A 24,040-nucleotide genomic window follows, 5' to 3' on the forward strand; every position below is an offset into this window, starting at 1 on the left:
TTAGACTGTGGCACAGGGAAGTGCCATCAGTCTAACAAAAGATTTTTGCTTACTTTTCATCTTTGAAAAGTAAGGTTCGCCTATACAAAGTTTAATCTGTTTTAACGCTGTATAGTTTGGCCGTGTGATCAGCCTACTTCTGCAAGCTCTCTCTAAATAACTGCATCGCTTGCCCACGATGACTAATCTTATTCTTGTCTTCTTTAGACAACTCAGCGCTAGAAACTTGTAGCTCTGGCAACCAGAACAGTGGGTCATAACCAAAACCATTTTCACCACGTGGCGCTTCTAAAATTTCACCATGCCAGATGCCTTGGAAAATTTGTGGCAATGGATCTTCCGCATGAGTCACTAAAGCAAGTACGCACACAAACATACCTTCAATCGCTTCACCATTTTTACGAAATGGCAAAAGGTCATTTAATAATTTGGCATTATTCGCTGAATCGTCACCATGTTCTCCAGCATAACGTGCTGAATAAATACCAGGTGCACCTCCTAAAACCGGAACACAAATACCGGAGTCATCAGCCATAGCAGGTTTCCCTGAAATTTTAGAGGCATGACGCGCTTTAATAATGGCATTTTCAATAAAGCTTAAGCCGTCTTCAATGGCATCGGGAATATTTAGGCGACCCTGAGGAATAATTTCTACAGGCAACTTGAGCTGTTCAAAAAGTTTTTCAAACTCTGCGACTTTACCTTTGTTGTTACTTGCAAGGACTAAAGAACCCTGATCAAACCAATGTGGGGTAGACATAAGATAACCAAACTTTATAACCAATATTGAACGTGAGCTATGTTACGTGTTTTTTGAAAGGGGATATAGAGCAAAACAAATAGAATATAAAATTAGAAGCTTAAAAAACTAAAACCACCTTATAGATGATATAAGGTGGTTTTAGTCGAGTAAGTATAAGCTGGATTATTATTGTGCTTGAATCCATTTATCCGCGCGGTCACGTGCCATACGGATTTGCTCTTGAGTTAAGTTTGCAGCAAGAGCCGTCTTTTTACCTTCAGATAAGCTAATCACTTTATTGTCGAGCATGCCATCACGAGTTGAAAGTTCATACCACTGGTAAGCACCTACGTAGTTTTTCTTTTGCTCTTCCATCATCGCAAGGTTGTAGCTTGCACGGTTATCGCCGTTACTTGCCGCTTTTTCGAAATATTTACGAGCCATAGCTTCGTCTTTCTTAACGCCAATACCATCAGCATACATACGGCCAACATTTAATTGCGCAGGTGAAAGACCTTGATCAGCAGCAGCTTTAAACCATGCAAATGCTTGTTTATCGTCTTTTGCTACATCTTTGCCGTATTGATAACGTGTACCAAGATAAAACTGTGCTCCAGCTTGACCCGCTTGAGCTGCTTTTTGAAGGTCATGAATCCCCATTGTGGAGAAGCGCGCAGCTTGGCTCGCAACCGATTGTGGCTGGGCGATATAATCTGCATGAGCCTGCATACTTAGCAGTCCTGCAATTAGTGTGCTAAATAATGTCTTTTTCATAGTGCACTCACTCGATAAATAGCGACTTCACCAAACAAATTCGGAACATGTTTGCTTAACAGGCTTCCCTGCTGGTTTCCATTGACGGCGAGTCGATTAATAATTTGTATTTGATTTTCCGCACATAGTGCTTCGAAATCTTTAAACGTACATAAATGAATGTTGGGGGTGTTATACCACATATATGGTAGAGCATCCGATACAGGCATCATCCCTTTTAATGCTAGAAAAGAGCGAGTCTTCCAGTGTGCAAAGTTTGGAAAAGTGATAATGGCCTGTTTACCCACACGCACCATGTCTCTTAATAAAACATCGGGTGCATCTACGGCTTGCAAAGCCTGTGCCATAACCACATAGTCAAAAGACTGGTCGGCAAAACGGCTTAAACCGAGATTCAAATCTTGTTGAATAATATTTAACCCGCGACTGACGGCAATTGCAATCTTTTCTTGATCAATTTCTAAACCATAAGCACGAATTTGATGCTTTTGGCTCATATGAGCGAGTAATTCACCGTCACCACACCCTAAATCGAGTACGCTAGAGCCGGGTTTAATCCACTTTTCTGCCAGTTGTTGATCAATACGCATTAGCTTGCCTCCAGTGAAGTCGATTTTAAATGTTCTTCACCGCCTAAGAAAGCGCGCAGTGTTTTGACATACAGTGGAATCGGGAATAAGAACGAGTCATGACCTTGTTCAGCATCAATATCAAGATAACTTACCGGTTTATGATTGGTAATGAGAGCATCTACAATTTCTTGTGAGCGACTTGGTGCAAAACGCCAGTCAGTGGTGAATGAGACAATCAGGAACTGGCATTTGGTTTTACTCATTGCTTCTGTAAGCGAGTGGCCGTACTCACGCGATGGATCAAAATAATCCAAAGCTTTGGTCATAATGAGATAAGTATTGGCATCAAAGTTACGACTAAACTGTTCACCTTGATAACGGAGATAACTTTCGACCTGAAACTCGACATCAAAACCGTACATAAACTTGCCGGATTTTAAATCACGACCAAATTTTTGTTTCATGGCTTCTTCAGAAAGATAGGTAATATGGCCGACCATACGAGCCAAAATTAGACCACGCTTCGGATAGCTATCATTTTCCAAATAACGGCCATGATGGAAGTCCGGGTCGGACAGGATTGATTGACGTGCCACTTCGTTAAACGCAATATTTTGTGCTGAAAGCTTTGGCGCACTGGCAATAACGACACATTTTTGTAAACGGTCAGGGTAGTCTACCGACCATTGTAATGCCTGCATGCCACCCAAAGAACCACCGACCACCGCATACCAGACACTTATTCCTAAGCGGTCAGAAAGCATGGCTTGAGTTTTGACCCAGTCACGGACCGTTACTAACGGGAAATCTGGACCATAGGGACGATTGTCATTTTCAGGATTTGGTGAAGTTGGACCGGTTGATCCACTACATCCGCCAATATTATTAAGCGCAACTACAAAAAATTTATTTGTGTCGATTGCCTTGCCCGGGCCAATACAGCTATCCCACCATCCAGCTTTTTTATCATCTTCATGGTGATAACCCGCTGCATGATGATGTCCGGAAAGGGCATGGCAGATTAAAATCGCATTTGATTTATCTGCATTTAAAGTGCCGTAAGTTTCAACCATTAACTCAAAGCGTGGTAAAACACGGCCACATTCAAGATGTAAGGGTTCTTCAAATTGGAACTTTTGCGGAGTGACTAACCCCACTGAGTCAGCTGGAAAAGACACGGGAACATTTCGCCTTTTAAATCTTTCAGGAATAAAAAGAAAGGATACCAAGCTAGGTATCCTTTCCAAAGTCTTTTTTTTAATTAAACAGCGGCGGCAACAACCTGATCTGTACTTAAAACACCTTGATCAATCAAACGGTTGGTACATGCAATAATAGCTTCAATAGATGAAGTGACTGTGTTGTCGTGAACACCTGCACCAAATGAGCCTCTGCCTGTACCTTTCACTTGAAGTTCAATTAAGGTTAATGCTTTGGCATTTGCACCTGAACTAATACTGCGTTCTTCGTAGTTCAATACATCAATTGGTAATTGAAGTGCATTTAAGAATGCAGAGATTGGACCATTACCTTCGCCACGTAATTGTTGAGTTTCACCTTCAACATCAATCTCAAGTTCAATAATTTGAGTACCATTAATGTCAGATAACTTATAGTTTTTGACCGTGTAATGGTGGTTTTTCACTTCAACATACGTGTCTTTAAATAAGGTCCAGATTTGTTTAGCGCTAATCTCTGTACCATTCTCATCAGTATATTGTTGAACAACCTGACTAAATTCGATTTGTAAACGACGAGGCAATACAACGTTATAGTTTGATTCTAATAAGTAAGCGATACCGCCTTTACCAGACTGACTATTCACACGAATGACAGCATCATAGTCGCGGCCCAAATCTTTTGGGTCGATTGGTAAGTAAGGCATATCCCAGATTTCTTCATTTTTCTGGTATTCAAAGCCTTTTTTGATTGCGTCCTGATGCGAACCAGAGAATGCAGTAAATACCAAGTCACCTGCATATGGATGACGAGGGTGTACAGGTAAACCAGTACATTCTTCAACCGTTGCAATGACTTCATTAATATTAGAGAAATCTAATTCTGGCGCTACACCTTGGGTGTACATGTTCAATGCAATTGCTGCAACGTCAACGTTACCGGTACGTTCGCCGTTACCAAATACGCAGCCCTCCACACGGTCGGCACCCGCCATAATGGCAAGTTCTGATGCAGCAATACCACAGCCACGGTCATTGTGACAGTGAACGGAAATAATCACGCCATCACGACGTGCCAAATTACGATGCATCCATTCGATTTGGTCTGCATAAACATTTGGTGTTGAAACTTCGACAGTCGCAGGTAAGTTCAAAATAACTTTATGATCTGGACGTGCATCCCAAATTTCTGTAACCGCATCACAGACTTCTTTCGCTACTTCTAATTCAGTTGCAGAGAAACATTCTGGACTGTACTGGAAAATCCAGTCAGTTTCAGGATATTGCGCAGCATATTCTTTCACTTTCTGAGCTGCATTCACCGCCAACTGTTTTGCACCATTTACATCTACATTCAACACTTTTTGACGGAAGGTTGGAGAGTTAGAGTTATAAATATGCACAATTGCGCGCTTAGCACCTGCTAAAGCTTCGAAAGTACGCTCAATTAAATGGTCACGTGCCTGAACCAATACTTCAATGTATACATCATCAGGAATATGATTTTCTTCGATCAACATACGAGTAAAATCGAAGTCAATTTGAGACGCAGAAGGGAAGCCGATTTCAATATGTTTAAAACCAATTTTTACAAGCATTTTGAACATTTTGAACTTTTGTTCCATGTTCATCGGTTCAAAAATTGCTTGGTTACCATCACGTAAATCCGTGCTCATCCAGATTGGCGCTTTTGTAATTTCATTATTTGGCCATTGGCGGTCTGGTAAATCGACTCGCTGGTACATACGGCGGTATTTTTTGCTAGGGTCAGCCAACATCATGAGAAAACTCCTTATCTCGTAGCACGGTTGCGTCAAGTATCGTGTAAAAGGCAACGTCTACAGTTATATATGGTATCTAATACAGAAAAATTAAAGGGAATTTGAAAAGGTCTGCTTTAAAATACAGACAAAAATTTATACGCGCGCGAGGCGCAGCATCAGGAGTTCGAGATGATGTCTTGCTTGAGTAGGCTGGGCAAACAAGTGATTCGTTTTCATCTATAGACCATGTAATAGTAAGTTTGGTGGTTTGCTAATATGCTTATTGTTTAGATATATCACATCTAAACAATGATTACACGTTGTGCAAAAGACTTATACACATTTTAATTTCAGTGTTCAGAAAATAATTTTCTAATTTTGCATTGTTCTATATTTTATCGAAAATAATTTTCATTATTTTGCCTTATTGAGATAAAAATAATTGATTAGACTAAATAAGGCAAAAATAAATAGAGTTATAGTTCAGCCCACTTACGCATCAAGTTATGGTAAAGGTTGGTCAGTTTAATGACTTCGCTATGATTATCACCTAGCTGCATTCTTAGGTTTTGTACTGTTTGATCTAGGTTAAAAAGCATATGTCGTTCGGCATCATCACGCACCATACTTTGCACCCAGAAAAAAGAAGCAATACGACAGCCAGAAGTAATTGCTGTCACTTCATGCAAACTGGTAGATGGATATAAAATCATATCTCCTGCTGGAAGTTTGACTTCGTGATAACCATAAGTGTCTTCTACGACCAGATCACCACCTTCATATTCTTCAGGTTCGCTTAAAAATAAAGTACATGACAAATCGGTTCTAAGTCGTTCGTTTGTACCACGTATACGACGGATAGAGTTGTCTACATGAAAACCAAAAGACTCCTGATTTTCATAACGATTAAACAGGGGAGGGATAATATCAAGTGGTATTGCAGCAGATAAAAATAATGGGTGAGTGCCTAATGCCTCAAGAATAATATTACTCAGATGGTGAGTAAGCGGATGATCTTCAGGTAATTGCTGATTGCGTTTTACAGTTGCAGAGAGTGTACCAGCGGTTACTTTGCCATTGACCCATTCAATTTTGTCCATTTCATTACGAAAATATTGGACCTGTTCTTTACTCAATACATTGGGAATATGGTGGATCACGGTGATACCTGCGAGTAATAATAGTAGAAAATTAAAATAGCCTCTAACAAGAGAGGCTATTTTATATCAGAAACCATAAAAATATTATGGGATTCTAAGTTAACTTAGTATTTAAAGTTAACTGCTAGAACTGCACTACGGCCTTCTGCTTCTGTTGCATAGTGAGAAGCGTAAGCTTTAGTGAAATAGCGCTTATCAGATAGGTTGTTGATATTTAATTGAAGATCAACATTTTTATTTACGTTGTAACGTGCCATCGCATCGTAACGTACGTAAGATGGAACCCATTTAGTATTTGCTACATCACCATATACTTTGTCAGAGTAAACAGCGCCAGCGCCTACCGTCAATTGTGGAAGTACTTTATAGGTAGTCCATAACGTAGCAGCTTGCTTAGGTACGTTTGGCATTTGGTTGCCATTATAAATAGATTGGTCAGTACATTTTCCGCTACGGCAAGATTTACCATTTTTGGTTAGTTCACTGTCTAAATAAGTATAGCCAGCTGAAATGTTCCATTTATCAGTAATTTCACCATTTAAGCCTAATTCAAAACCATCAACTTTACTTTCACCTACATTTGCATAAGTAGTTGGGTCGATTTGTACACGTGTATTTTGTTTTTCAGTACGGAAAATAGCAGCTGTTAAATTTAGGTGGTTATCTAGGAAATCCCATTTCGTACCGATTTCAAATGTTTGCGCCTCTTCGGGATCAATCATTTGATTATTGGCATTAATTGTTTCGCTATTATCCCCCCAACCTGCATTTAAGCCGACTGGACTAGCTGAGGTTGCGTAGCTTGTATAGATTGAGCCATTCTCTGTTGGTTTAAATGTAATGCCCGCTTGATAGGTCACGAAATCTGAATCATTTTTTGCTGTATAGGCCGCTGCACTAGAAGTAGCTAAGAAGTTTTGTTCAGCTTCAAACTTATCCCAACGCAGGCCAAGATCTAATAACCATTTTGGTGTGATCTCAATATTGTCGAGTAAGTAGACAGAAGTACTTTCTACAGTTGCATCAAAGTCTGGGCGTGCTTGTAAACGGTCAACAAATGGCTTTTGAGTTGGACCATTGAGCGAGGTACACCAATTTGTTGATAAGTCTGAACAATCGCTATAGAAGCCAGTACTAGAAACATTACCTTTGGCATCAATAATGTTATAGCCGCCTTTATCAGTCTTTTGTTTGCTGTACTCTGCTCCTACATTAAATCTGTGCTTTAAGAAGCCAGTATCAAATTTACCTGTAAGTGCTAATTGATCAGTAAATGTTTCACTATCTGTAATAGCTGAGTTCAAACGATGCCAAACAAGACCTTTGCCAACATTACCTTTTGAGTCATCTGGGTTTGTCCAGACATAATCATTTTTTGATTTGGCATACATGGCCGTATTAGTAATAGTTATATTGTCGGTAAGGTCGTGTTCTAATTTAATTGTACCGATGTGATTTTCTTGCTTTTGAAAATCTCGATCTTTCCAGCCGTAATATGTACCTTGTTTGACTTCAGCCGGTTTACCTTGAGCTTTTCCAAGAGATGAATCCCAATAAGGAATACCTGAATCAGGTTTATCATCAGTTTGTAAATAATAGTAGCTCAAAGTTGCACGTGTCGGTGTATCTAAGCCAAAAGTAATACTTGGTGCAATACCAACACGTTTATATTCAGCCCCATTACTTTGGCCAGCCTTTTCATTTTGATGTCCCAAAACAGCTACACGTGCTGCAATGCCATTTCCAAAATCTTTATTACCATCTAAAGTGATACGTTGGTAGTTATCAGTACCAGCGGCTACTGAGCCTTCTAGAAAATCACCCTTTTTAGCTACCTTGGAAATCATATTGATGCTGCCACCAACTGAACCTGCACCACCCATTGCTGATGCAGAACCTTTGGTTACCTCTACTTGCTCGACCGCAAACATTTCACGGTTTTGTGAGGTAGAGTTGCGGATACCATCAATATACATAGAGCTTTCTGAACTATAACCACGGATGAAAGGTCGGTCACCATTCGGATTACCGCCTTCACCTGCACCTAGAGTAATGCCAGGAACAGTACGCAATGCATCTGCTAAAGTTGTTACTTTTGTATCTTCTATAAGTTGTTTTGAGATAACTGACACTGATTTAGGAGTATCTAGAAGGGGAGCTACGAATTTAGAGTTTGCTGATTGATCAACCTTTAAAGATTCTTCTTGAGTCGCTTTAGTATGGATAGTTGGTAATTGCGAAACTGCTTCTTGCGCCATCGCAGTTGTTGCTATCATCGAGAGCGATGAGGCGATTGCAGAGGAAACAATTTTTTTACGTGTTCTAATCAATGACATGACTTTCAGGACTTAAATATAAACGTTATGCGAATAATAATAATTCTTATTTATATGTACAGTTTGTGTTAATTGGATTTGCCGATAGAATTATGAAGAAAATGTGAAAGTTTTAATCACTTTTAGTTACAAATTGGCCCTAATTAATTGATTAAACTTAACTGTTTGGAAAAACGATAACTTTATTAAAATTAATTGTAATTTTAGATTTGTAAAGAATAGTTAAAAAATTACTTTTGCTTAACGTTGCATTAAAAAAAATTAAAAAATCATAAAATTACTGTGAAATTTCCTAAAAATACGTCCTTCAATTTTATGATCTGATCGGTTAATTTTGTATATCTTGAAAGTTGTCATATAATACAGCACTTTTTTAAAAACTGTTCCTACTAACTAATTTTTATCGAGGAAGCCATGCAAGTAACGACTGAAGCGGTTTCGGGCGTTGCCCGTCGTTTAAATGTTTCTGTACCGACGAGCCGTATTAACGAGCAATTTGAAGCTCGTTTGAAGCGCACTGCCAAAACTGTGAAGATCAACGGCTTCCGTCCGGGCAAAGTACCTGCAAACGTTGTTCGCCGCGAATACGGTGCAAGTATTTATCAAGAAGTTGTGAATGACATCATTCGTGACAGCGTATTTGAAGCAATTCAACAAGAAAAAATCAATGCGGTAGGTATGCCGAACATTGAGAAAGTTGAACATAAAGAAGATGCTTTAGTTTTTGAAGCAACTGTAGAAGTTTATCCTGAAGTTGAAGTAAAAGCATTTGACGGTTTGGAGGTTGAACGTAAAACAGCTGAAATTAAAGACGCTGACGTTGACACTATGATCGAAAACTTGCAAAAGCAACGTCAAACTTGGGCTGTAACCAAGGGTATGGCGAAAAAAGACATGCAAGTGACTTTTGACTTCGAAGGTTCTATCGACGGTGAGAAGTTCGAAGGCGGTTCTGCTGAAGACTTTAAACTTGTGTTAGGTTCAGGCCGTATGATTCCTGGCTTCGAAGACGGCATCATTGGCATGAAAGCTGGTGAAGAGAAAGTTATTGATGTAACTTTCCCTGAAGATTACCAAGCTGAAAACTTAGCGGGTAAAGCAGCTCAGTTCAAAATCACTGTGAAGCAAGTTGAAAAGCCTAAACTTCCAGAGATTGATGCTGAATTCTTAAAAATCTTCGGTGTTTCTGAAGAAGAAGGCATTGAAAAATTAAAAGCTGACGTTCGTAAAAACATGGAACGTGAAGTTCGCAATGGCTTACGTAACCAAGTTAAACAAGCTGCATTTGATGCTCTTGTTGCTGCTAACGAAATTGAAGTTCCAGCTGCAATGGTTGCTCAAGAAATTGACCGTCAACGTCAACAAATGGTTCAACAATTCACTCAACAATTTGGTGGTGCGGGCGCGCAATCTTTTGACAAGAGCATGCTTCCTGACGAATTATTCAAAGAACAAGCAGAACGTTCTGTTAAGCTTGGCGTATTGGTAAGCAAAGTATTAGCTGATGCTAAACTTGAAGTTGACCAAGCACGTGTTGATGCTTACATCGACGACATGGCTTCTTCTTATGAAGATCCAACTGAAGTGATTGAATACTTCAAAAATGATGCTCAACAACGCGCTCAAATTGAAGCTGTTGTGTTAGAAGATCAAGTTGTTGATCACATCTTAGCTTCTGCTAAAGTGACTGACAAAGCAGTATCTTACGAAGATTTATTGAAAGAACAACAAGCTCGCCGTATGGGCTAATCTTTTGAGAAGTCAGGAAAAGGCGCTTTAGGCGCCTTTTTCATTTTTAGGTATATGGTTAATTTGAGTACGTCTTAAGTACTTAGGTATAAATAATATAATATTTCAGTGCGAACCTTTTGCAATTTGAGAAATTATCCCGCATATTGTTGCCATAGGTTAAGTCACAAAAAATTTAGGAATAAATAACGTATGTATGTTCCAACAATTGAAAATGCTTTAGTTCCTGTTGTGGTTGAACAATCTTCTCGCGGCGAACGTTCTTTTGATATTTATTCACGACTTTTACGTGAGCGCGTCATTTTTCTAACTGGTGAGGTTGAAGACAACATGGCAAATTTGATTGTTGCCCAAATGTTGTTCTTGGAAGCTGAAAACCCAGATAAAGATATCCATCTTTATATTAACTCGCCAGGTGGTTCGGTCACTGCTGGTATGGCGATTTATGACACGATGCAATTTATTAAACCTGATGTAGTGACATACTGTATGGGGCAGGCTGCATCTATGGGCGCATTCTTATTAAATGCTGGTGCTAAAGGTAAACGCTATTGCCTTGAAAATGCACGTGTAATGATTCACCAACCATTAGGTGGATTCCGTGGTCAAGCATCAGATATTGAAATTCATGCTCGTGAAATTCTATTTATTAAAGAGCGCTTGAACCGTTTGATGGCAGAACACAGTGGTCAAGACTATGACACGATTGCTCGTGATACCGATCGTGATAACTTTATGACTGCACAAGCAGCAAAAGAATATGGTTTGGTCGATCAGGTATTAAGTAAGCGTCCATAAGGGAAAATATTAAGTGGCTTGAGTTGTTGGAAAACGCCTCCATATAGTCATTTAACCCTATCGCTTGCCCTCATATTTAAGATTCTATTTGTGGAGAGAATATGTCCGAACATCCTCAAGGACAAAAACATTGTTCATTTTGCGGTAAAACGCAGTCTGAAGTCGGGAAACTGATTGCGGGCGAGGACGCATATATTTGTAATGAGTGTGTAGATGTCTGCTTAGACCTTGTACAAACCAGCCAACAGGTTGAAGCAGGTGACTGGGCGAGCAAGGCATTGCCAAAACCACATGAAATACGTGCTGCGCTTGATCAATATGTGATTGGTCAGGATCTTGCCAAAAAGACATTATCTGTTGCCGTTTATAACCATTATAAGCGTTTGAAAGTCGGGCAATCTGGTCATGTGTCTAAAGATGTGGAAATTGCTAAAAGTAACATTCTACTGATTGGGCCTACCGGTTCAGGTAAAACATTACTTGCTCAAACATTGGCTCGTTTGTTAGATGTGCCGTTTGCAATGGCAGATGCGACTACTTTGACTGAAGCGGGTTATGTTGGCGAAGACGTTGAAAATATCGTACAAAAGCTTTTGCAAAAAGCAGATTACGATGTAGAAAAAGCTCAAAAGGGCATTATCTACATTGATGAAATCGACAAGATTACACGTAAATCTGAAAATCCATCGATTACTCGTGATGTGTCTGGTGAAGGTGTACAACAAGCTTTGCTTAAGATGATTGAAGGTACTGTAGCTTCAATTCCACCACAAGGTGGACGTAAGCATCCGCAGCAAGAGTTCATTCAAATTGATACCTCAAATATCCTATTTATTTGTGGTGGTGCATTTGCTGGACTGGAAAAAATTGTACAACAGCGTCAAGAGAAAGGTGGAATTGGCTTTACGGCTGATGTTAAAAACAAAGATGAAACCAAAAAACTTGCTGAATTATTCCGTCAAGTTGAGCCAACTGATTTAGTTAAATTTGGTTTAATTCCAGAATTCATTGGCCGTTTACCGGTGATTGCAACGCTTGAAGAGCTTGATGAAGAAGCGTTAATGCAAATTCTAACTGAACCGAAAAATGCATTAACTCGTCAGTATCAATACCTGTTCAATATGGAAAATGTTGACCTCGTATTTGAAGATTCAGCTTTACGTGCAGTGGCTAAGCGTGCGCTTGAGCGTAATACCGGAGCTCGTGGCCTACGTTCGATTTTGGAAAATGTTCTACTTGAAACGATGTATGACTTGCCAAGCCGTACAGATGTAGGAACAGTTTTCATTAATGAAGCAGTTATTAATGGTGAAGCTGAACCTGTCTATAAGTCAGAACGTCAGCCTAAAGAAGCTGTAACACATGAAAGTGTTGCTAAGGCAGATTTAAAAGTAATTGATTCGAAGTCTGCTTAGATTTCATTCATCTAAAAAGCATGAATTGCCTCGGTGATTCATGCTTTTTTTGTTTTCAATTCATGTAGGTGGTGTTAATCTAAAAAAACAAAATACGCATAGTTTTGCGATATAGAAAAATCAAAAGAAAACGCTTTGAGGGATGTCATGCGTTATTTAATTATTGCTTTAAGTTGTGCCGCATTACTTGCAGGTTGCCAAAGTTCATCACACTTAGAAAAGAATTCAGGTGAGCTGACCGCCACTTTACCTAAAGTTGATGTGGATAAAGAACCCGGTTTATTGGATCAATATCGTTTAGGCGGCTTCACTGTAGGGGGATGGGTAAATCAAAAGTTAGGTCAGACATTTGCGCCAGTTAAACCCCAAAATGAGCAGGCAGCAGTTGTCTATCTTTACCGTCCAGACACGAAATGGAATCGTCAAGAAATTGCAGCCATCAATTTATTTGTAAATGGAAAACGAATTCCAAGTTTATTGCATAACCATTATTACTGGATTGAACTGCCAGCAGGAACTTACCGTATTTCAGCGAGCCGCCCTTTGTTGGGGATTCATTTTCAAGAACCTAAATATATCGATATTACGGTAGATGCAGGCGCATCTTATTATTTGAAGTATGATGAAGAAAATAAAATGGACCGTAGTGAGCACACGGGTCCATTTATGTTAATGCAAGATAATATTGGTCGTAGAGAAATTGCATTTACCGAGCTTAAATCTTCTAGCTACAATTTTGTTGCTGAAGATGCTTCAGGAAAAATACGTCATAAGCCCCAAGAATTAAAACCTGCTAAATATAATGAAAAGTCAGATGTACATCTGATAAAACCATTTAAATTGTGGAACCCTTTAACGTGGTAACAATTTGAGGTCGATAAAGAAAAGTTAAGACTTTTCTTTATCTTTCATTAAGGGTGCAATAATTTTTAGCATTTCTTCTTGCATATGATCTCGTGCTTTAGGGTCATTAAAAGTTTGCTGTCCTAATTCCATCATATATTCTGAAATTTGCCCCATAATCTGTACATTTTTACGGGTAATTGATTGACCTTCTGGGGTTTTCAAAAACTTTAAATTTGCTTGGATTTCTTCTTCGGTATACGTTTTTAAATAAATATCTTGTAAGGCTTGAGTCGTTTTAGGGCTACTAATCAGCTGGTTACTCGAATCTTTTAAAAGTAAGCCTAACTTTTTCGCTGCCTCTTTTTCTTTCGGGCCTAAAGTTTTGATGCCCGTAATATTGCTAATGATCTGTTCAGCTTGTTGATCATAGTAAGGCGTTAACTCATTGATTGATTCTTTCAATAGATAATCAATTTGGCTCATTTGCATGAGTTCTTTCACTGAACTTAACTTGGCAGGAGAAGCAAATAAGCTTGTAGTAATACAGCTTAGACAGAGACTGATTGAAAGATTTTTAAGAATAGGGCGAATAGTCATGAAATGACCTATATGCAGTGTAGGGCGGGTGGGTATATTCATTAATAGCACAGATTGGCGAACCAATTGTTACAATTCTTTTCAATTTCAAAAAAATATTAAAAGGCATAAAAAAAGCACCGAATCCGGTGCTTTTCTTGATTAGCCAGCTGCGGCATCGATTACTGGAATTTTACCAATTTTCGCTTGCCAGATTTTTGGAGCTACTGCGTGAATTGATGTACCGTTTACATCAACTGCAACAGATACCGGCATATCTTCCACTACAAATTTGTAGATTGCTTCCATACCCAAGTCTGCAAATGCAACCACTTCAGCTTCGCGAACAGCTTTAGATACGAGGTAAGCTGCACCGCCAACTGCCATAAGGTAAGTTGCTTTGTTGTCCTTGATTGCTTCAATTGCTGTAGGACCACGATCAGCTTTACCAATCATACCGAATAGACCAGTATGCTCGAGTACTTTACGTGTGAATTTGTCCATACGTGTAGCCGTTGTAGGACCAGCAGGACCAACCACTTCATCACGTACCGGATCAACAGGACCAACGTAGTAAATGAACTTGCCTTTAAGATCAACCGGTAATTCTTCACCGTTGTCGATCATTTCAACCATACGTTTATGTGCAGCGTCACGACCTGTGTACATTGTACCGCTAAGAAGTAATGTGTCGCCCGGTTTCCAAGAATCCATTTCTTCTTGAGTAATGGTATCAAGGTTTACACGTTTAGATTGTGAAGCATCCCAAGTTACAGATGGGTAGTCTTCAAGTTTTGGTGCTTGAATATGAGCTACACCTGAACCATCAAGCTGGAAGTGAGCGTGACGAGTCGCAGCACAGTTAGGAATCATACCTACTGGTTTGCCAGCAGCGTGACATGGGTAGTCTTTGATTTTAATGTCAAGAACAGTCGTTAAACCGCCAAGACCTTGTGCACCAATACCAAGAGCGTTTACTTTTTCAAAGATTTCGATACGAAGTTCTTCGATTTTGTTCTCTGGTCCACGGCGAAGTAATTCGTCCATGTTGATTTCTTCCATGAGTGCTTCTTTCGCAAGCATCATGGCTTTTTCAGCAGTACCACCAATACCGATACCGAGCATACCAGGAGGGCACCAGCCTGCACCCATCGTTGGAACGGTTTTAAGAACCCAGTCAACAATCGAGTCAGATGGGTTAAGCATCGCAAGTTTAGATTTGTTTTCTGAACCGCCACCTTTAGCAGCAACAGTAATATCTACTTTGTTACCTGGTACGAGTTTGTAGTGAATAACGGCAGGGGTATTGTCTTTTGTATTTTTACGACCAAATGCAGGGTCAGCAAGAACAGATGCACGAAGAACGTTGCTGTTTTCAAGGTAACCTTGGCGAACACCTTCATTTACTGCATCGTCTAAGCTCATTGTTAAATCAAATTTAACATCTAAGCCCACTTCAAGGAAAACGTTAACAATACCAGTATCTTGGCAAATTGGACGATGACCTTCCGCACACATGCGAGAGTTAATTAAAATCTGTGCAATTGCATCCTTTGCAGCTTTGTTTTCTTCGCGATCATAAGCACGGCTCATCGCTTGGATAAAGTCTTGCGGGTGATAGTACGAAATAAACTGTAGGGCGTCCTTGATTGATGTAATCAAGTCATCTTGTTTGATAATCGTTGTCATACCAAAAAATCTCTTGAGCGGGCTGTTAGCTAGCGGGCTAAATTATATGACAAAAAGACAATCTTGTGGGGGATTGGTTGATCTTTTGACCGAAAGTCGAATAACACAAAGGCTAAGTTATTTAAAATTAACAACAACCTAGAATCAGGCTTATTTCTTAAAAAATAAAAAAAGCCATTTGAGCGGATATCAAATGGCGAGAGGTAGAAAAGATTAAATGATATTAATTATTTGGCAGTAGCTTGCTGCTCGGCCTGAATGGCTGTTAATGCAATAGTAAAGACGATGTCATCTACTAAAGCACCACGAGACAAGTCATTGACTGGCTTATTTAGGCCTTGCAGCATTGGGCCAACGCTAACTACATTTGCTGCACGTTGTACTGCTTTATAGGTTGTGTTGCCTGTATTTAAGTCAGGGAAAATAAACACATTGGCACGGCCAGCAACGCGTGAGTCTGGCGCCTTTTGGCGTCCTACACTTTCAACTGAAGCCGCATCGTATTGTAGTGGACCGTCAATCAGTAAATCAGGGCGACATTGCTGTGCAATTTGAGTCGCTTGCTGTACTTTCTCAACATCAGCACCCGTTCCAGATGTACCAGTTGAGTAGCTGATCATGGCAATACGTGGGTCAATTCCAAACGCTTTTGCAGAGTCAGCAGACTGAATCGCAATTTCGGCAAGCTGTTCGGCTGTAGGGTCTGGGTTAATTGCACAGTCACCGTAGACATAGACTTCATCCGGTAAAAGCATAAAGAAAATGGATGAAACCAGTGAGTATGCTGGAGCGGTTTTAATCAATTGGAAAGCTGGACGCACTGTATTGGCGGTTGTATGAACTGCCCCTGAAACTAATCCATCCACATGATCTAGAGCTAGCATCATGGTGCCGAGAACTACAGTATCTTGTAATTGCTCTTTAGCTTGTAGGTCGTTGAGTTTGCCTTTGCGGAGTTCAACCATTGGTGCAATATATTGGTCACGGATCTGATCTGGATCAATAATTTCTAACCCAGCCGGTAACTCGATACCACGTGCTTTTGCTACGTCATGTACAGCTTCTGGTTTTGCTAACAAAATACAATGCGCAATACCACGAGCCTGACATATAGCGGCAGCTTCAATAGTGCGTGGCTCATCACCTTCTGGAAGGACAATCCGTTTTTTAGCTGCAATTGATTTTTGCACCAGTTCATGACGGAATGCAGAAGGGGAAAGGCGTGGTGTAGCACCGTTATTACTATGCTGTTTAAGCCATTCGACATCTATGTGACTGGAAACAAATCGGGTCACTTGCTCGGCACGTTCAGTGTCATCGGTTGGAATTTCATTACCAAAATCGGATAGGCGCTGCGCAGTTTCTAGTGTATTTAAATGGGTATGTAAAATTGGCAACCCTTGTTTGGTAGCACTTTGGCAAAACTCTAAAAGCTTGGGAGCAGGGGCTTCACGTTCAGTCAACACTAAGCCTGCCAGTGGAATACCATTACTGGTGGCGAGACTACTTGCCAGTAATACATCGGTACGTTCAGAAGCGCTAATAATCAGTTCGCCAGCAATGAATTTATTCAGTTCATATTCAATGCTTGATGCAATTAAACTTGAGTGCAAAATACGACGTGTTTTTGCTTCGCCTTGATTTACCCATTGGCCATCAATCACGCTCGCGATGTCTAATGTTCTAGGTACACTTAAGGTATTACTAAACGGAACTAGACCAATAATTGGTAAATCGCTTGATCCAAAGTAGCGGTTATATTTTTGCAATTCTGCCGTAAATTTTGCGATGTCTTCAGTTGGACGTAACGACGGGTCAAATGCGACAGGTATTTGAGCTGTCTCTTCAGACAACCCGCGTGTACGCATAAAGAGTACGCCCGCTGTTCGGTTAGAGGTTGCACCACCAAACTGCCGTAAGTGAGCTTCAACTTTCTCTGCTGTTTTACGTGGGTTTTGAATATCTGCTGTACTGACTAAAACCACTTCAGCATCAAGCGCTTGAGCAAGGCTTGCATTAAGTTCACTGGCAAAATGGTCTTGCCCATTTGGTAATAAGCCTTCAACAATAATCACATTATTGTCTGCTCCGATACTGCGATGAAGACTTACTGCTTCTTCAAGTAACTCATCGACTTCACCAGCCGCAATGCGTTGGGTTAGCTTTTCATGAGAAATGGATTGAACAGTTTTGCTTTGAAATAAATGACCAAATAAAGATGTAGTTCGGTCTAAATTTTCTTGATCTACCTGAGAGAACGGTTTTAAAAAGCCTGCTTTAATCCCATTACAATCAAGTGCATAAATCATACCTAAGCAGGCAGAGGTTAAACCAACCCCTTCACCTGTAGGAATTAATAAAATTGTATTCATATAAACCTATAAATAAATGAATAGCGTTTTTGACTACTGTAATTAAGCAAGGCTTACTTCAGGAGATGTATTTTGTGAAACCTCTACAACCTGACGAGTTTCTTTGGCAATACGGCCTTCTTCATCGGTTGGAATCACCCAGATTTGTGGACCTGTGCCGCTATCAATACGGCCTTCTGTACCACGTTTTAAATTGTTGTTCTGGTCTTTATCGAGCTGTAAACCGAAATGAGGTAAATAAGCTAGAGTTTTTTCACGTATATAAGCTGAGTTCTCACCAATACCGCCTGTAAAGATCAAGCCATCAATACTTGGTAAACCACAACTTAGGGCAGCAAGTGATTTTGCAAGGCGATAGCTAAATACTTCAATCGCAAGGCAAGCATCTTCATTGCCATTTTCAGCAGCTTCAATCACTGTACGCATATCGTTAGAGAGTTGTGATAAGCCAAGTAATCCACTTTCGTTATTTAAAACTTTATCGATTTTTGCTAAGTCCCAGCCAAGATTTTTAGCAAGGAAGCTGTGTAAGCTTGGATCGACATCACCACTACGTGTTCCCATTACAACACCTTCAAGTGGAGTAAGGCCCATAGAAGTATCAACACTTTGTCCATTCCACACTGCACAAGTCGAGCTACCATTGCCCAAGTGTGCTGTTAACCAACCGCCTTTTTGGAATTTTCCTGCCAGTTCACTGCCGCGGTCAGACACATAAGCATGGCTTGTACCGTGGAAACCATAGCGACGAACATTATGTTCTGTATATAAAAACTTAGGGATTGCATAACGGTATGCATGCGCAGGCATAGTTTGATGAAATGCGGTGTCAAATACGGCAACTTGAGGTAATTCAGGGAATAGGCGCATCGTTGCTTCAATCCCGATTAAGTGAGCAGGATTATGAAGCGGTGCAAGCGGAGTGGCTGCACGAATACGTTCTACAATTTCAGGGGTGAGTAGTTCAGCTTTGGTAAGGCTTCCACCATGTACGACACGGTGACCGATTGCTTGAGGTTTATAGTTTGCAAGACGTGCAAGTAAAGTTTCTAAAGCTTTGGCGTGGTCAGCATAAGGAATTGAAAGCTCTAGCGGTTCTCCACCGACGGTAATCCCTTTAATACGAGCATCAGCTGCCCCTAAGTTTTCTGCTAAACCGTAAATACGATCTTCACGACGCTCTGAAACCAGTGCGTATTTAATAGATGAAGAACCGCAATTAATAACTAATACTGATGTAGCCACGTTGAAATACCCAAGTCCTGATATAAAAATAGTTTTCCTAACTTCCTGATCAAAAGGCATTAATTGTGTGATGCATTAAGAGCAGGTTGTGATGTTTTAACATGTGTTGTTTTTCTGTCCAAGATAGACTTTAGCCCATTAGACTTAAGCACTATCGACCATTAAATTTTTTATAACTAATATTCGCTCAGTATAAAGCTTAACCACTGTATTTATTGTTTTTTTGTAGAAGAATTAAACAGTTTTTTGTATATATTTATGAAAGCTAGATTTCTATTTAATGTATTTTTCAAATATTTGGGATAAATTTTTTAAGAAAAAAGAAGTGCTGTTATTTTAATCAAACTAGAGGGGAGTATTACAAATAATATACGTAAATGAAATTAAATTTTAATCGTTTATATATAGGTTAAAATGAATAAATCATAAACATTTTTAATATAAAACTTAGTATAAAAAAGCCGGTATTAATACATTTATAAGAATAATTTATTGCTTTGATATTATGAGAATTTTCTCATAGTTAATAGAGGCAGATTTACCAATAAATATAGTCAAAAATAAAACCAGCTTCTCGTTTAAAACTTAAACATAATTTGTATTTAATACCGATGCTCGAGTATTACCGTAAAGTTGACTAGGGCTTGCATGTCGCTTTTTGCCTTAATAATATTGTTCCTCCCCCTTATCAAATGATGATGAAATATATCATTTGGTCTATTTTTATGTTCCGGCTTATCCGGTTGTACAGGAGCGTCCAGCATGGACTTGCCGAATCCAGTATTGGCAAAAGTTACTGAACGTGTAATTGCGCGTAGCCAAAAAACTCGTTCTGCATATTTACAACGTATTGAACATGCCCAAGGCAAATTCCCAGCTCGTGGTGCACTCTCATGTGCCAACCTGGCTCATGGTTTTGCTGGCATGGAAGATAATGAAAAATTAATTATTAAAGTTGGCCGTGAACCAAATATTGGCATTGTGTCTTCATATAATGAAATGCTTTCAGCACATGCCCCATATAAAACATTCCCTGACATTATAAAAACAGCTGCACGTGAAAATGGTGGTGTTGCACAGTTTGCGGGCGGTGTACCGGCAATGTGTGATGGTATTACTCAAGGTAATGCTGGTATGGAATTATCACTATTTTCACGTGAAACCATTGCGATGGGGACTGCGATTGCACTTTCCCATAACATGTTCGATGCCGCATTGTGTCTCGGGGTATGCGATAAGATTGTTCCGGGCTTGCTGATTGGTGCTTTGCAGTTTGGTTATCTACCCACCATTTTTGTCCCTGCGGGGCCAATGAGTAGCGGTTTGTCGAATGATGATAAAGCTAAAATCCGCCAGCAATTCGCGACAGGTCAAGTAGGACGCGATGCCTTACTTGAAGCTGAATCGGCTGCTTATCATGGTCAAGGTACGTGTACATTCTACGGTACTGCGAACAGTAACCAAATGTTGATGGAAGTGATGGGCTTGCATTTGCCAAGTGCGGCATTTGTTCATCCTCATACGCCATTACGTGATGCGCTCACTGCCGAAGCTGCTAAACGTGTACTTGACTTAACTGCCGAGCGAGGCAACTACACGCCGATTGGCCATGTTATTGATGAAAAAGCCATTATTAATGGTATTGTGGCTTTACTGGCTACAGGCGGTTCAACCAACCATACGTTGCATCTTATTGCGATTGCACGTGCGGCTGGCATCTTAATTGACTGGGATGACTTTGATGAGTTGTCTGCAGTTGTTCCATTGCTCGCAAAAATCTATCCAAATGGCAAGGCCGATGTAAACCATTTCCAAGCTGCGGGTGGGGTAGCCTTCCTTATTCGTAACTTACTTGAGGCTGGTTTGTTACATAACGATGTGACGACCGTCGCTGGTAAAGGTTTACAACATTACACCAAAGAACCGAAATTGATTGACGGTAAGCTTACTTGGGTTGACGGGATAGTTCAAAGCCTTGATGACAAAGTACTCCGTAGCATTGATGCGCCGTTTCAGCCAGATGGCGGCTTGCGCTTAATGCAAGGTCGCCTTGGCCGTGGTGTTATCAAGATTTCTGCGGTTGCGCCAGAGCACCGTAAAGTGAAAGCACCGGCAATTGTTTTTGACTCGCAAGAAGCGGTACAGGCAGCGTTTGATCGTGGTGAATTACACCGAGACTTTATTGCGGTTGTTCGTTTCCAAGGTGCGCGTGCTAATGGTATGCCTGAGTTGCACCGCTTGACTCCTGTGTTGGGTGTTTTACAGGATCAAGGCTTCCATGTTGCATTAGTAACCGATGGTCGTATGTCTGGTGCTTCAGGCAAAGTGCCAGCAGTCATTCATTTGTCTCCAGAAGCGTTATTGAACGGTCCGATTGGCAAAGTTCAAACCGGAGATATGTTAATCATTGATGCTGAAGCTGGTGTACTCGATATTGAGTTAGATGAGCAGACTTGGCAGTCACGTCCTGTTGCTCAACCAGAACATCAGGCAGAAAACGAAGTTGGTTTTGGCCGTGAATTATTTGGTGTGTTCCGTGCGGCAGCAGCGCCTGCTGAACATGGTGCATCTGTGTTTGGTGCACTTGTTGGTGAAGAGCCACAAGGGCAGATTTAAGACAAAGGAATTACAAAGTAATGAGCAAGATTGAAGATGTTGTCAAATTAGGTCCAGTAATTCCGGTGTTGGCTTTTGACTCTGCCGAACAAGGTGAACATGTATCACGTGCGTTGCATGCTGGTGGTGTAAAGGTACTGGAAATTACTTTACGTACAGCTGCTGGGCTTGCTGCCATTGAACGTGCATCTCAGTTAGCAGATGACATTGTGGTGGGTGTGGGAACAATTACCAAGCCTGAGCATTGTGCGCAAGCTAAAAAAGCTGGTGCTAAATTTGGGGTATCACCTGGTTTGACCAAAGACTTGCATTTGGCTGCACAAGATGCAGGTTTACCTCTTTTACCAGGCGTAATGACACCGAGTGATCTCATTCAAGCGATTGAGTTGGGCTACGACATTGTGAAGTTTTTCCCTGCTCAACAGGCAGGTGGGGTTGAGATGCTAAAAGCATTTTATGGTCCATTTCCAAACTTACATTTCTGCCCAACAGGTGGAATTACAGCAGAGACAGCTCCAGATTTCTTAAAGCAACCTAATGTGGTGTGTGTAGGTGGGTCATGGTTAACGCCTAAACCTGTTGTCGCTGCACAAGATTGGGCTGAAATTACCCGTTTAGCCCAAATTGCAAGTCAGTTGTGAGTTTTACGAAAGTAATTGTGGTTTAAAAATCTAAAGTGTCTTTTAGGTGCTTTAGATTTTTTGTGATGCTGTGACTGGCGGTTGCCAGTCATACTAAATATAAAAAATGAGTGCTTCAACAATGAGTATATCTCTGGTTGAAGACCTTTATTTAGGCAGTGCCTAGATATCATTATTCCAAGGAGAAAGTGTCACATGGAGACGGTTCAGGGTGGCATGTTGCTTGTCTATACTTTAATTGCGATCGTTGCTTTGATTGTCATGATCGCGAAGTTTAGAATTTACCCCTTTTTAGTTCTTATTATTGTTTCTCTTGGTTTAGCTCTTGCAGTTGGCATGCCAATGGACGGGATTGTTAAATCATATGAAGCAGGTACCGGTAAAACACTAGGTCACCTTGCGATTGTGATTGCGTTAGGAACCATGCTTGGCAAGATGATGGCTGAGTCTGGTGGTGCAGAACGAATAGCAATTACTTTAATTAAATGGTTTGGTGAAAAACATATTCACTGGGCCATGATGTTTATTGCGTTAATTGTAGGGCTTCCGGTATTTTTTGAAGTTGGTTTTGTACTTCTTATTCCAATTGCATTCAATATTGCCAAACGTACAGGTAAATCATTATTAATTGTTGGTTTACCTATGGTTGCGGGTTTATCGGTCGTACATGGGTTGATTCCACCGCATCCAGCCGCTTTGCTTGCGGTACAGGCTTACCATGCCGACATCGGTAAAACCATTATGTACAGTTTGTTGGTTGGCGTCCCGACGGCGGTTGTTGCAGGTCCATTGTATGCATTATGGATCAACAAATATGTCAAATTGCCTGAAAATAATCCTTTAGCAAAGCAGTTTGTTGAAGCAGATGCTAACAACACACGTGAATTGCCGAGCTTTGGGATAACCTTATTTACGATCATGCTACCGGTTGCATTGATGTTAGTTGGTAGTTGGGCAGATGTTTTCTTTGCACCAAAAACGTTCCCAAATGAGTTATTACGCTTTATTGGTACTTCTGATATTGCATTGCTTATTGCTGTTTTGGTCAGCTTTATTACTTTTGGCACCATGCAGGGTTTTAACCGTGAACAAATTGAAAAATTCTGTGGTGGATGTCTAGCTTCAATTGCGGGTATTTTGCTGATTGTTGGTGCTGGTGGCGGTTTCGGCGGTATTTTAAGAGACAGTGGAATTTCTAATGAAATCGTCTCTACTGCTTTAAAAGCAAACCTTTCACCATTGTTATTAGGATGGCTTGTTGCTGCTCTCATACGTCTGGCAACAGGTTCGGCTACTGTTGCGATGGCCACGGCTTGTAGCATTGTTGCACCTATTGCGGCAGCAGCAGGTGTAGTCGTTAGACCTGAACTTTTAGTATTAGCGACAGGTTCTGGATCATTAATTTTCTCGCATGTAAACGATGCTGGTTTCTGGCTAATCAAAGAATATTTTGGAATGACAGTTGGGCAGACACTGAAGACTTGGTCTGTACTGGAAACAATTATTTCGGTACTTGGTTTGTCTTTCACATTGTTGCTTAGTGCTGTTTTGTAATTAGAGGTAGGTAA

The 24,040-nt window shown here is 40.4% G+C and carries 18 protein-coding genes; 7 read left to right on the forward strand and 11 right to left on the reverse strand.

Annotation, left to right across the window (positions count from 1 at the left end; all coding sequences use genetic code 11):
* Window positions 1-133: 133 nt before the first annotated feature.
* The 7 genes from rdgB to MKL62_RS05610 form a co-directional block, all read right to left on the reverse strand.
* On the reverse strand, window positions 134-760 hold the full coding sequence (rdgB, locus tag MKL62_RS05580) for an RdgB/HAM1 family non-canonical purine NTP pyrophosphatase (RefSeq protein ID WP_000106724.1): 627 nt from the start codon (window positions 758-760) through the stop codon (window positions 134-136).
* 168 nt (window positions 761-928) lie between these two features.
* The gene (locus tag MKL62_RS05585) at window positions 929-1,516 is read right to left on the reverse strand and encodes a tetratricopeptide repeat protein (RefSeq protein ID WP_000751692.1); all 588 of its coding nucleotides are present in this window, start codon (window positions 1,514-1,516) and stop codon (window positions 929-931) included.
* On the reverse strand, window positions 1,513-2,106 hold the full coding sequence (metW, locus tag MKL62_RS05590) for a methionine biosynthesis protein MetW (protein ID WP_001217230.1): 594 nt from the start codon (window positions 2,104-2,106) through the stop codon (window positions 1,513-1,515). Before metW ends, MKL62_RS05585 begins: the two co-directional genes overlap by 4 nt.
* Window positions 2,106-3,266, reverse strand: coding sequence for a homoserine O-succinyltransferase MetX (gene metX, locus MKL62_RS05595; RefSeq protein WP_000009640.1), 1,161 nt, complete (start codon window positions 3,264-3,266; stop codon window positions 2,106-2,108). The genes metW and metX overlap by 1 nt, the downstream gene beginning before the upstream one ends.
* Window positions 3,267-3,349: 83 nt before the next feature.
* A complete protein-coding gene (gene leuA, locus MKL62_RS05600) occupies window positions 3,350-5,047 on the reverse strand; it encodes a 2-isopropylmalate synthase (protein ID WP_000978841.1) in 1,698 nt (565 codons plus the stop codon).
* Window positions 5,048-5,505: 458 nt separating this feature from the next.
* Window positions 5,506-6,189: a Fe2+-dependent dioxygenase gene (locus tag MKL62_RS05605; RefSeq protein ID WP_001984475.1), complete on the reverse strand. Its 684-nt coding sequence runs from the start codon at window positions 6,187-6,189 to the stop codon at window positions 5,506-5,508.
* 104 nt (window positions 6,190-6,293) lie between these two features.
* A complete protein-coding gene (locus MKL62_RS05610; protein ID WP_002072256.1) occupies window positions 6,294-8,525 on the reverse strand; it encodes a TonB-dependent receptor in 2,232 nt (743 codons plus the stop codon).
* 414 nt (window positions 8,526-8,939) lie between these two features.
* On the opposite strand from MKL62_RS05610, the gene tig reads away from it, so the two are divergent.
* From tig to MKL62_RS05630, 4 genes are all read left to right on the forward strand, one after another.
* Complete coding sequence (gene tig / locus MKL62_RS05615) at window positions 8,940-10,274, forward strand: trigger factor (protein WP_001198432.1); 1,335 nt, start codon at window positions 8,940-8,942, stop codon at window positions 10,272-10,274.
* Window positions 10,275-10,466: 192 nt separating this feature from the next.
* Window positions 10,467-11,072 carry an ATP-dependent Clp endopeptidase proteolytic subunit ClpP gene (clpP, locus tag MKL62_RS05620; protein ID WP_000289452.1) on the forward strand — a complete coding sequence of 202 codons (606 nt, stop codon included), beginning with the start codon at window positions 10,467-10,469 and terminating at the stop codon, window positions 11,070-11,072.
* 101 nt (window positions 11,073-11,173) lie between these two features.
* On the forward strand, window positions 11,174-12,487 hold the full coding sequence (gene clpX, locus MKL62_RS05625; RefSeq protein WP_001289250.1) for an ATP-dependent Clp protease ATP-binding subunit ClpX: 1,314 nt from the start codon (window positions 11,174-11,176) through the stop codon (window positions 12,485-12,487).
* Between the two features lie 147 nt (window positions 12,488-12,634).
* Window positions 12,635-13,351: a DUF2846 domain-containing protein gene (locus MKL62_RS05630; protein WP_001269736.1), complete on the forward strand. Its 717-nt coding sequence runs from the start codon at window positions 12,635-12,637 to the stop codon at window positions 13,349-13,351.
* A 24-nt stretch (window positions 13,352-13,375) separates the two neighbouring features.
* On the opposite strand, the gene MKL62_RS05635 is transcribed toward MKL62_RS05630, so the two are convergent.
* The 4 genes from MKL62_RS05635 to MKL62_RS05650 form a co-directional block, all read right to left on the reverse strand.
* Window positions 13,376-13,930: a DUF2059 domain-containing protein gene (locus MKL62_RS05635; RefSeq protein WP_000155519.1), complete on the reverse strand. Its 555-nt coding sequence runs from the start codon at window positions 13,928-13,930 to the stop codon at window positions 13,376-13,378.
* Window positions 13,931-14,071: 141 nt separating this feature from the next.
* Window positions 14,072-15,598, reverse strand: coding sequence for a fumarate hydratase (locus MKL62_RS05640; RefSeq protein ID WP_000207467.1), 1,527 nt, complete (start codon window positions 15,596-15,598; stop codon window positions 14,072-14,074).
* Window positions 15,599-15,825: 227 nt separating this feature from the next.
* Window positions 15,826-17,970, reverse strand: a complete 2,145-nt coding sequence (gene pta, locus MKL62_RS05645) for a phosphate acetyltransferase (RefSeq protein ID WP_005129752.1) — start codon at window positions 17,968-17,970, stop codon at window positions 15,826-15,828.
* A 42-nt stretch (window positions 17,971-18,012) separates the two neighbouring features.
* Window positions 18,013-19,215: an acetate/propionate family kinase gene (locus MKL62_RS05650; RefSeq protein WP_000236000.1), complete on the reverse strand. Its 1,203-nt coding sequence runs from the start codon at window positions 19,213-19,215 to the stop codon at window positions 18,013-18,015.
* A 762-nt stretch (window positions 19,216-19,977) separates the two neighbouring features.
* Here MKL62_RS05650 and edd point away from each other — a divergent pair.
* The 3 genes from edd to MKL62_RS05665 all read left to right on the forward strand — a co-directional run bounded on the left by edd (window position 19,978) and on the right by MKL62_RS05665 (window position 24,026).
* Entirely contained in the window at window positions 19,978-21,831 is a 1,854-nt protein-coding gene (gene edd, locus MKL62_RS05655) for a phosphogluconate dehydratase (protein WP_005129751.1), read from the forward strand.
* A gap of 20 nt (window positions 21,832-21,851) precedes the next feature.
* A complete protein-coding gene (eda, locus tag MKL62_RS05660) occupies window positions 21,852-22,472 on the forward strand; it encodes a bifunctional 4-hydroxy-2-oxoglutarate aldolase/2-dehydro-3-deoxy-phosphogluconate aldolase (protein ID WP_005129750.1) in 621 nt (206 codons plus the stop codon).
* A 195-nt stretch (window positions 22,473-22,667) separates the two neighbouring features.
* Window positions 22,668-24,026: a GntT/GntP/DsdX family permease gene (locus MKL62_RS05665; RefSeq protein WP_000450961.1), complete on the forward strand. Its 1,359-nt coding sequence runs from the start codon at window positions 22,668-22,670 to the stop codon at window positions 24,024-24,026.
* Window positions 24,027-24,040 lie beyond the last annotated feature (14 nt).

The organism is Acinetobacter sp. AOR01_HL, assembly GCF_027855455.1.
Classification (GTDB): domain Bacteria; phylum Pseudomonadota; class Gammaproteobacteria; order Pseudomonadales; family Moraxellaceae; genus Acinetobacter; species Acinetobacter baumannii.

Excerpts from the sequence above, each read along its gene's own strand:
- rdgB (WP_000106724.1), bottom strand. The coding sequence starts at position 760 with ATGTCTACCCCACATTGGTTTGATCAGGGTTCTTTAGTCCTTGCAAGT.
- MKL62_RS05585 (WP_000751692.1), bottom strand. The coding sequence starts at position 1,516 with ATGAAAAAGACATTATTTAGCACACTAATTGCAGGACTGCTAAGTATG.
- metW (WP_001217230.1), bottom strand. The coding sequence starts at position 2,106 with ATGCGTATTGATCAACAACTGGCAGAAAAGTGGATTAAACCCGGCTCT.
- leuA (WP_000978841.1), bottom strand. The coding sequence starts at position 5,047 with ATGATGTTGGCTGACCCTAGCAAAAAATACCGCCGTATGTACCAGCGA.
- MKL62_RS05610 (WP_002072256.1), bottom strand. The coding sequence starts at position 8,525 with ATGTCATTGATTAGAACACGTAAAAAAATTGTTTCCTCTGCAATCGCC.
- tig (WP_001198432.1), top strand. The coding sequence starts at position 8,940 with ATGCAAGTAACGACTGAAGCGGTTTCGGGCGTTGCCCGTCGTTTAAAT.
- clpP (WP_000289452.1), top strand. The coding sequence starts at position 10,467 with ATGTATGTTCCAACAATTGAAAATGCTTTAGTTCCTGTTGTGGTTGAA.
- clpX (WP_001289250.1), top strand. The coding sequence starts at position 11,174 with ATGTCCGAACATCCTCAAGGACAAAAACATTGTTCATTTTGCGGTAAA.
- MKL62_RS05630 (WP_001269736.1), top strand. The coding sequence starts at position 12,635 with ATGCGTTATTTAATTATTGCTTTAAGTTGTGCCGCATTACTTGCAGGT.
- MKL62_RS05635 (WP_000155519.1), bottom strand. The coding sequence starts at position 13,930 with ATGACTATTCGCCCTATTCTTAAAAATCTTTCAATCAGTCTCTGTCTA.
- MKL62_RS05640 (WP_000207467.1), bottom strand. The coding sequence starts at position 15,598 with ATGACAACGATTATCAAACAAGATGACTTGATTACATCAATCAAGGAC.
- pta (WP_005129752.1), bottom strand. The coding sequence starts at position 17,970 with ATGAATACAATTTTATTAATTCCTACAGGTGAAGGGGTTGGTTTAACC.
- edd (WP_005129751.1), top strand. The coding sequence starts at position 19,978 with ATGGACTTGCCGAATCCAGTATTGGCAAAAGTTACTGAACGTGTAATT.
- eda (WP_005129750.1), top strand. The coding sequence starts at position 21,852 with ATGAGCAAGATTGAAGATGTTGTCAAATTAGGTCCAGTAATTCCGGTG.
- MKL62_RS05665 (WP_000450961.1), top strand. The coding sequence starts at position 22,668 with ATGGAGACGGTTCAGGGTGGCATGTTGCTTGTCTATACTTTAATTGCG.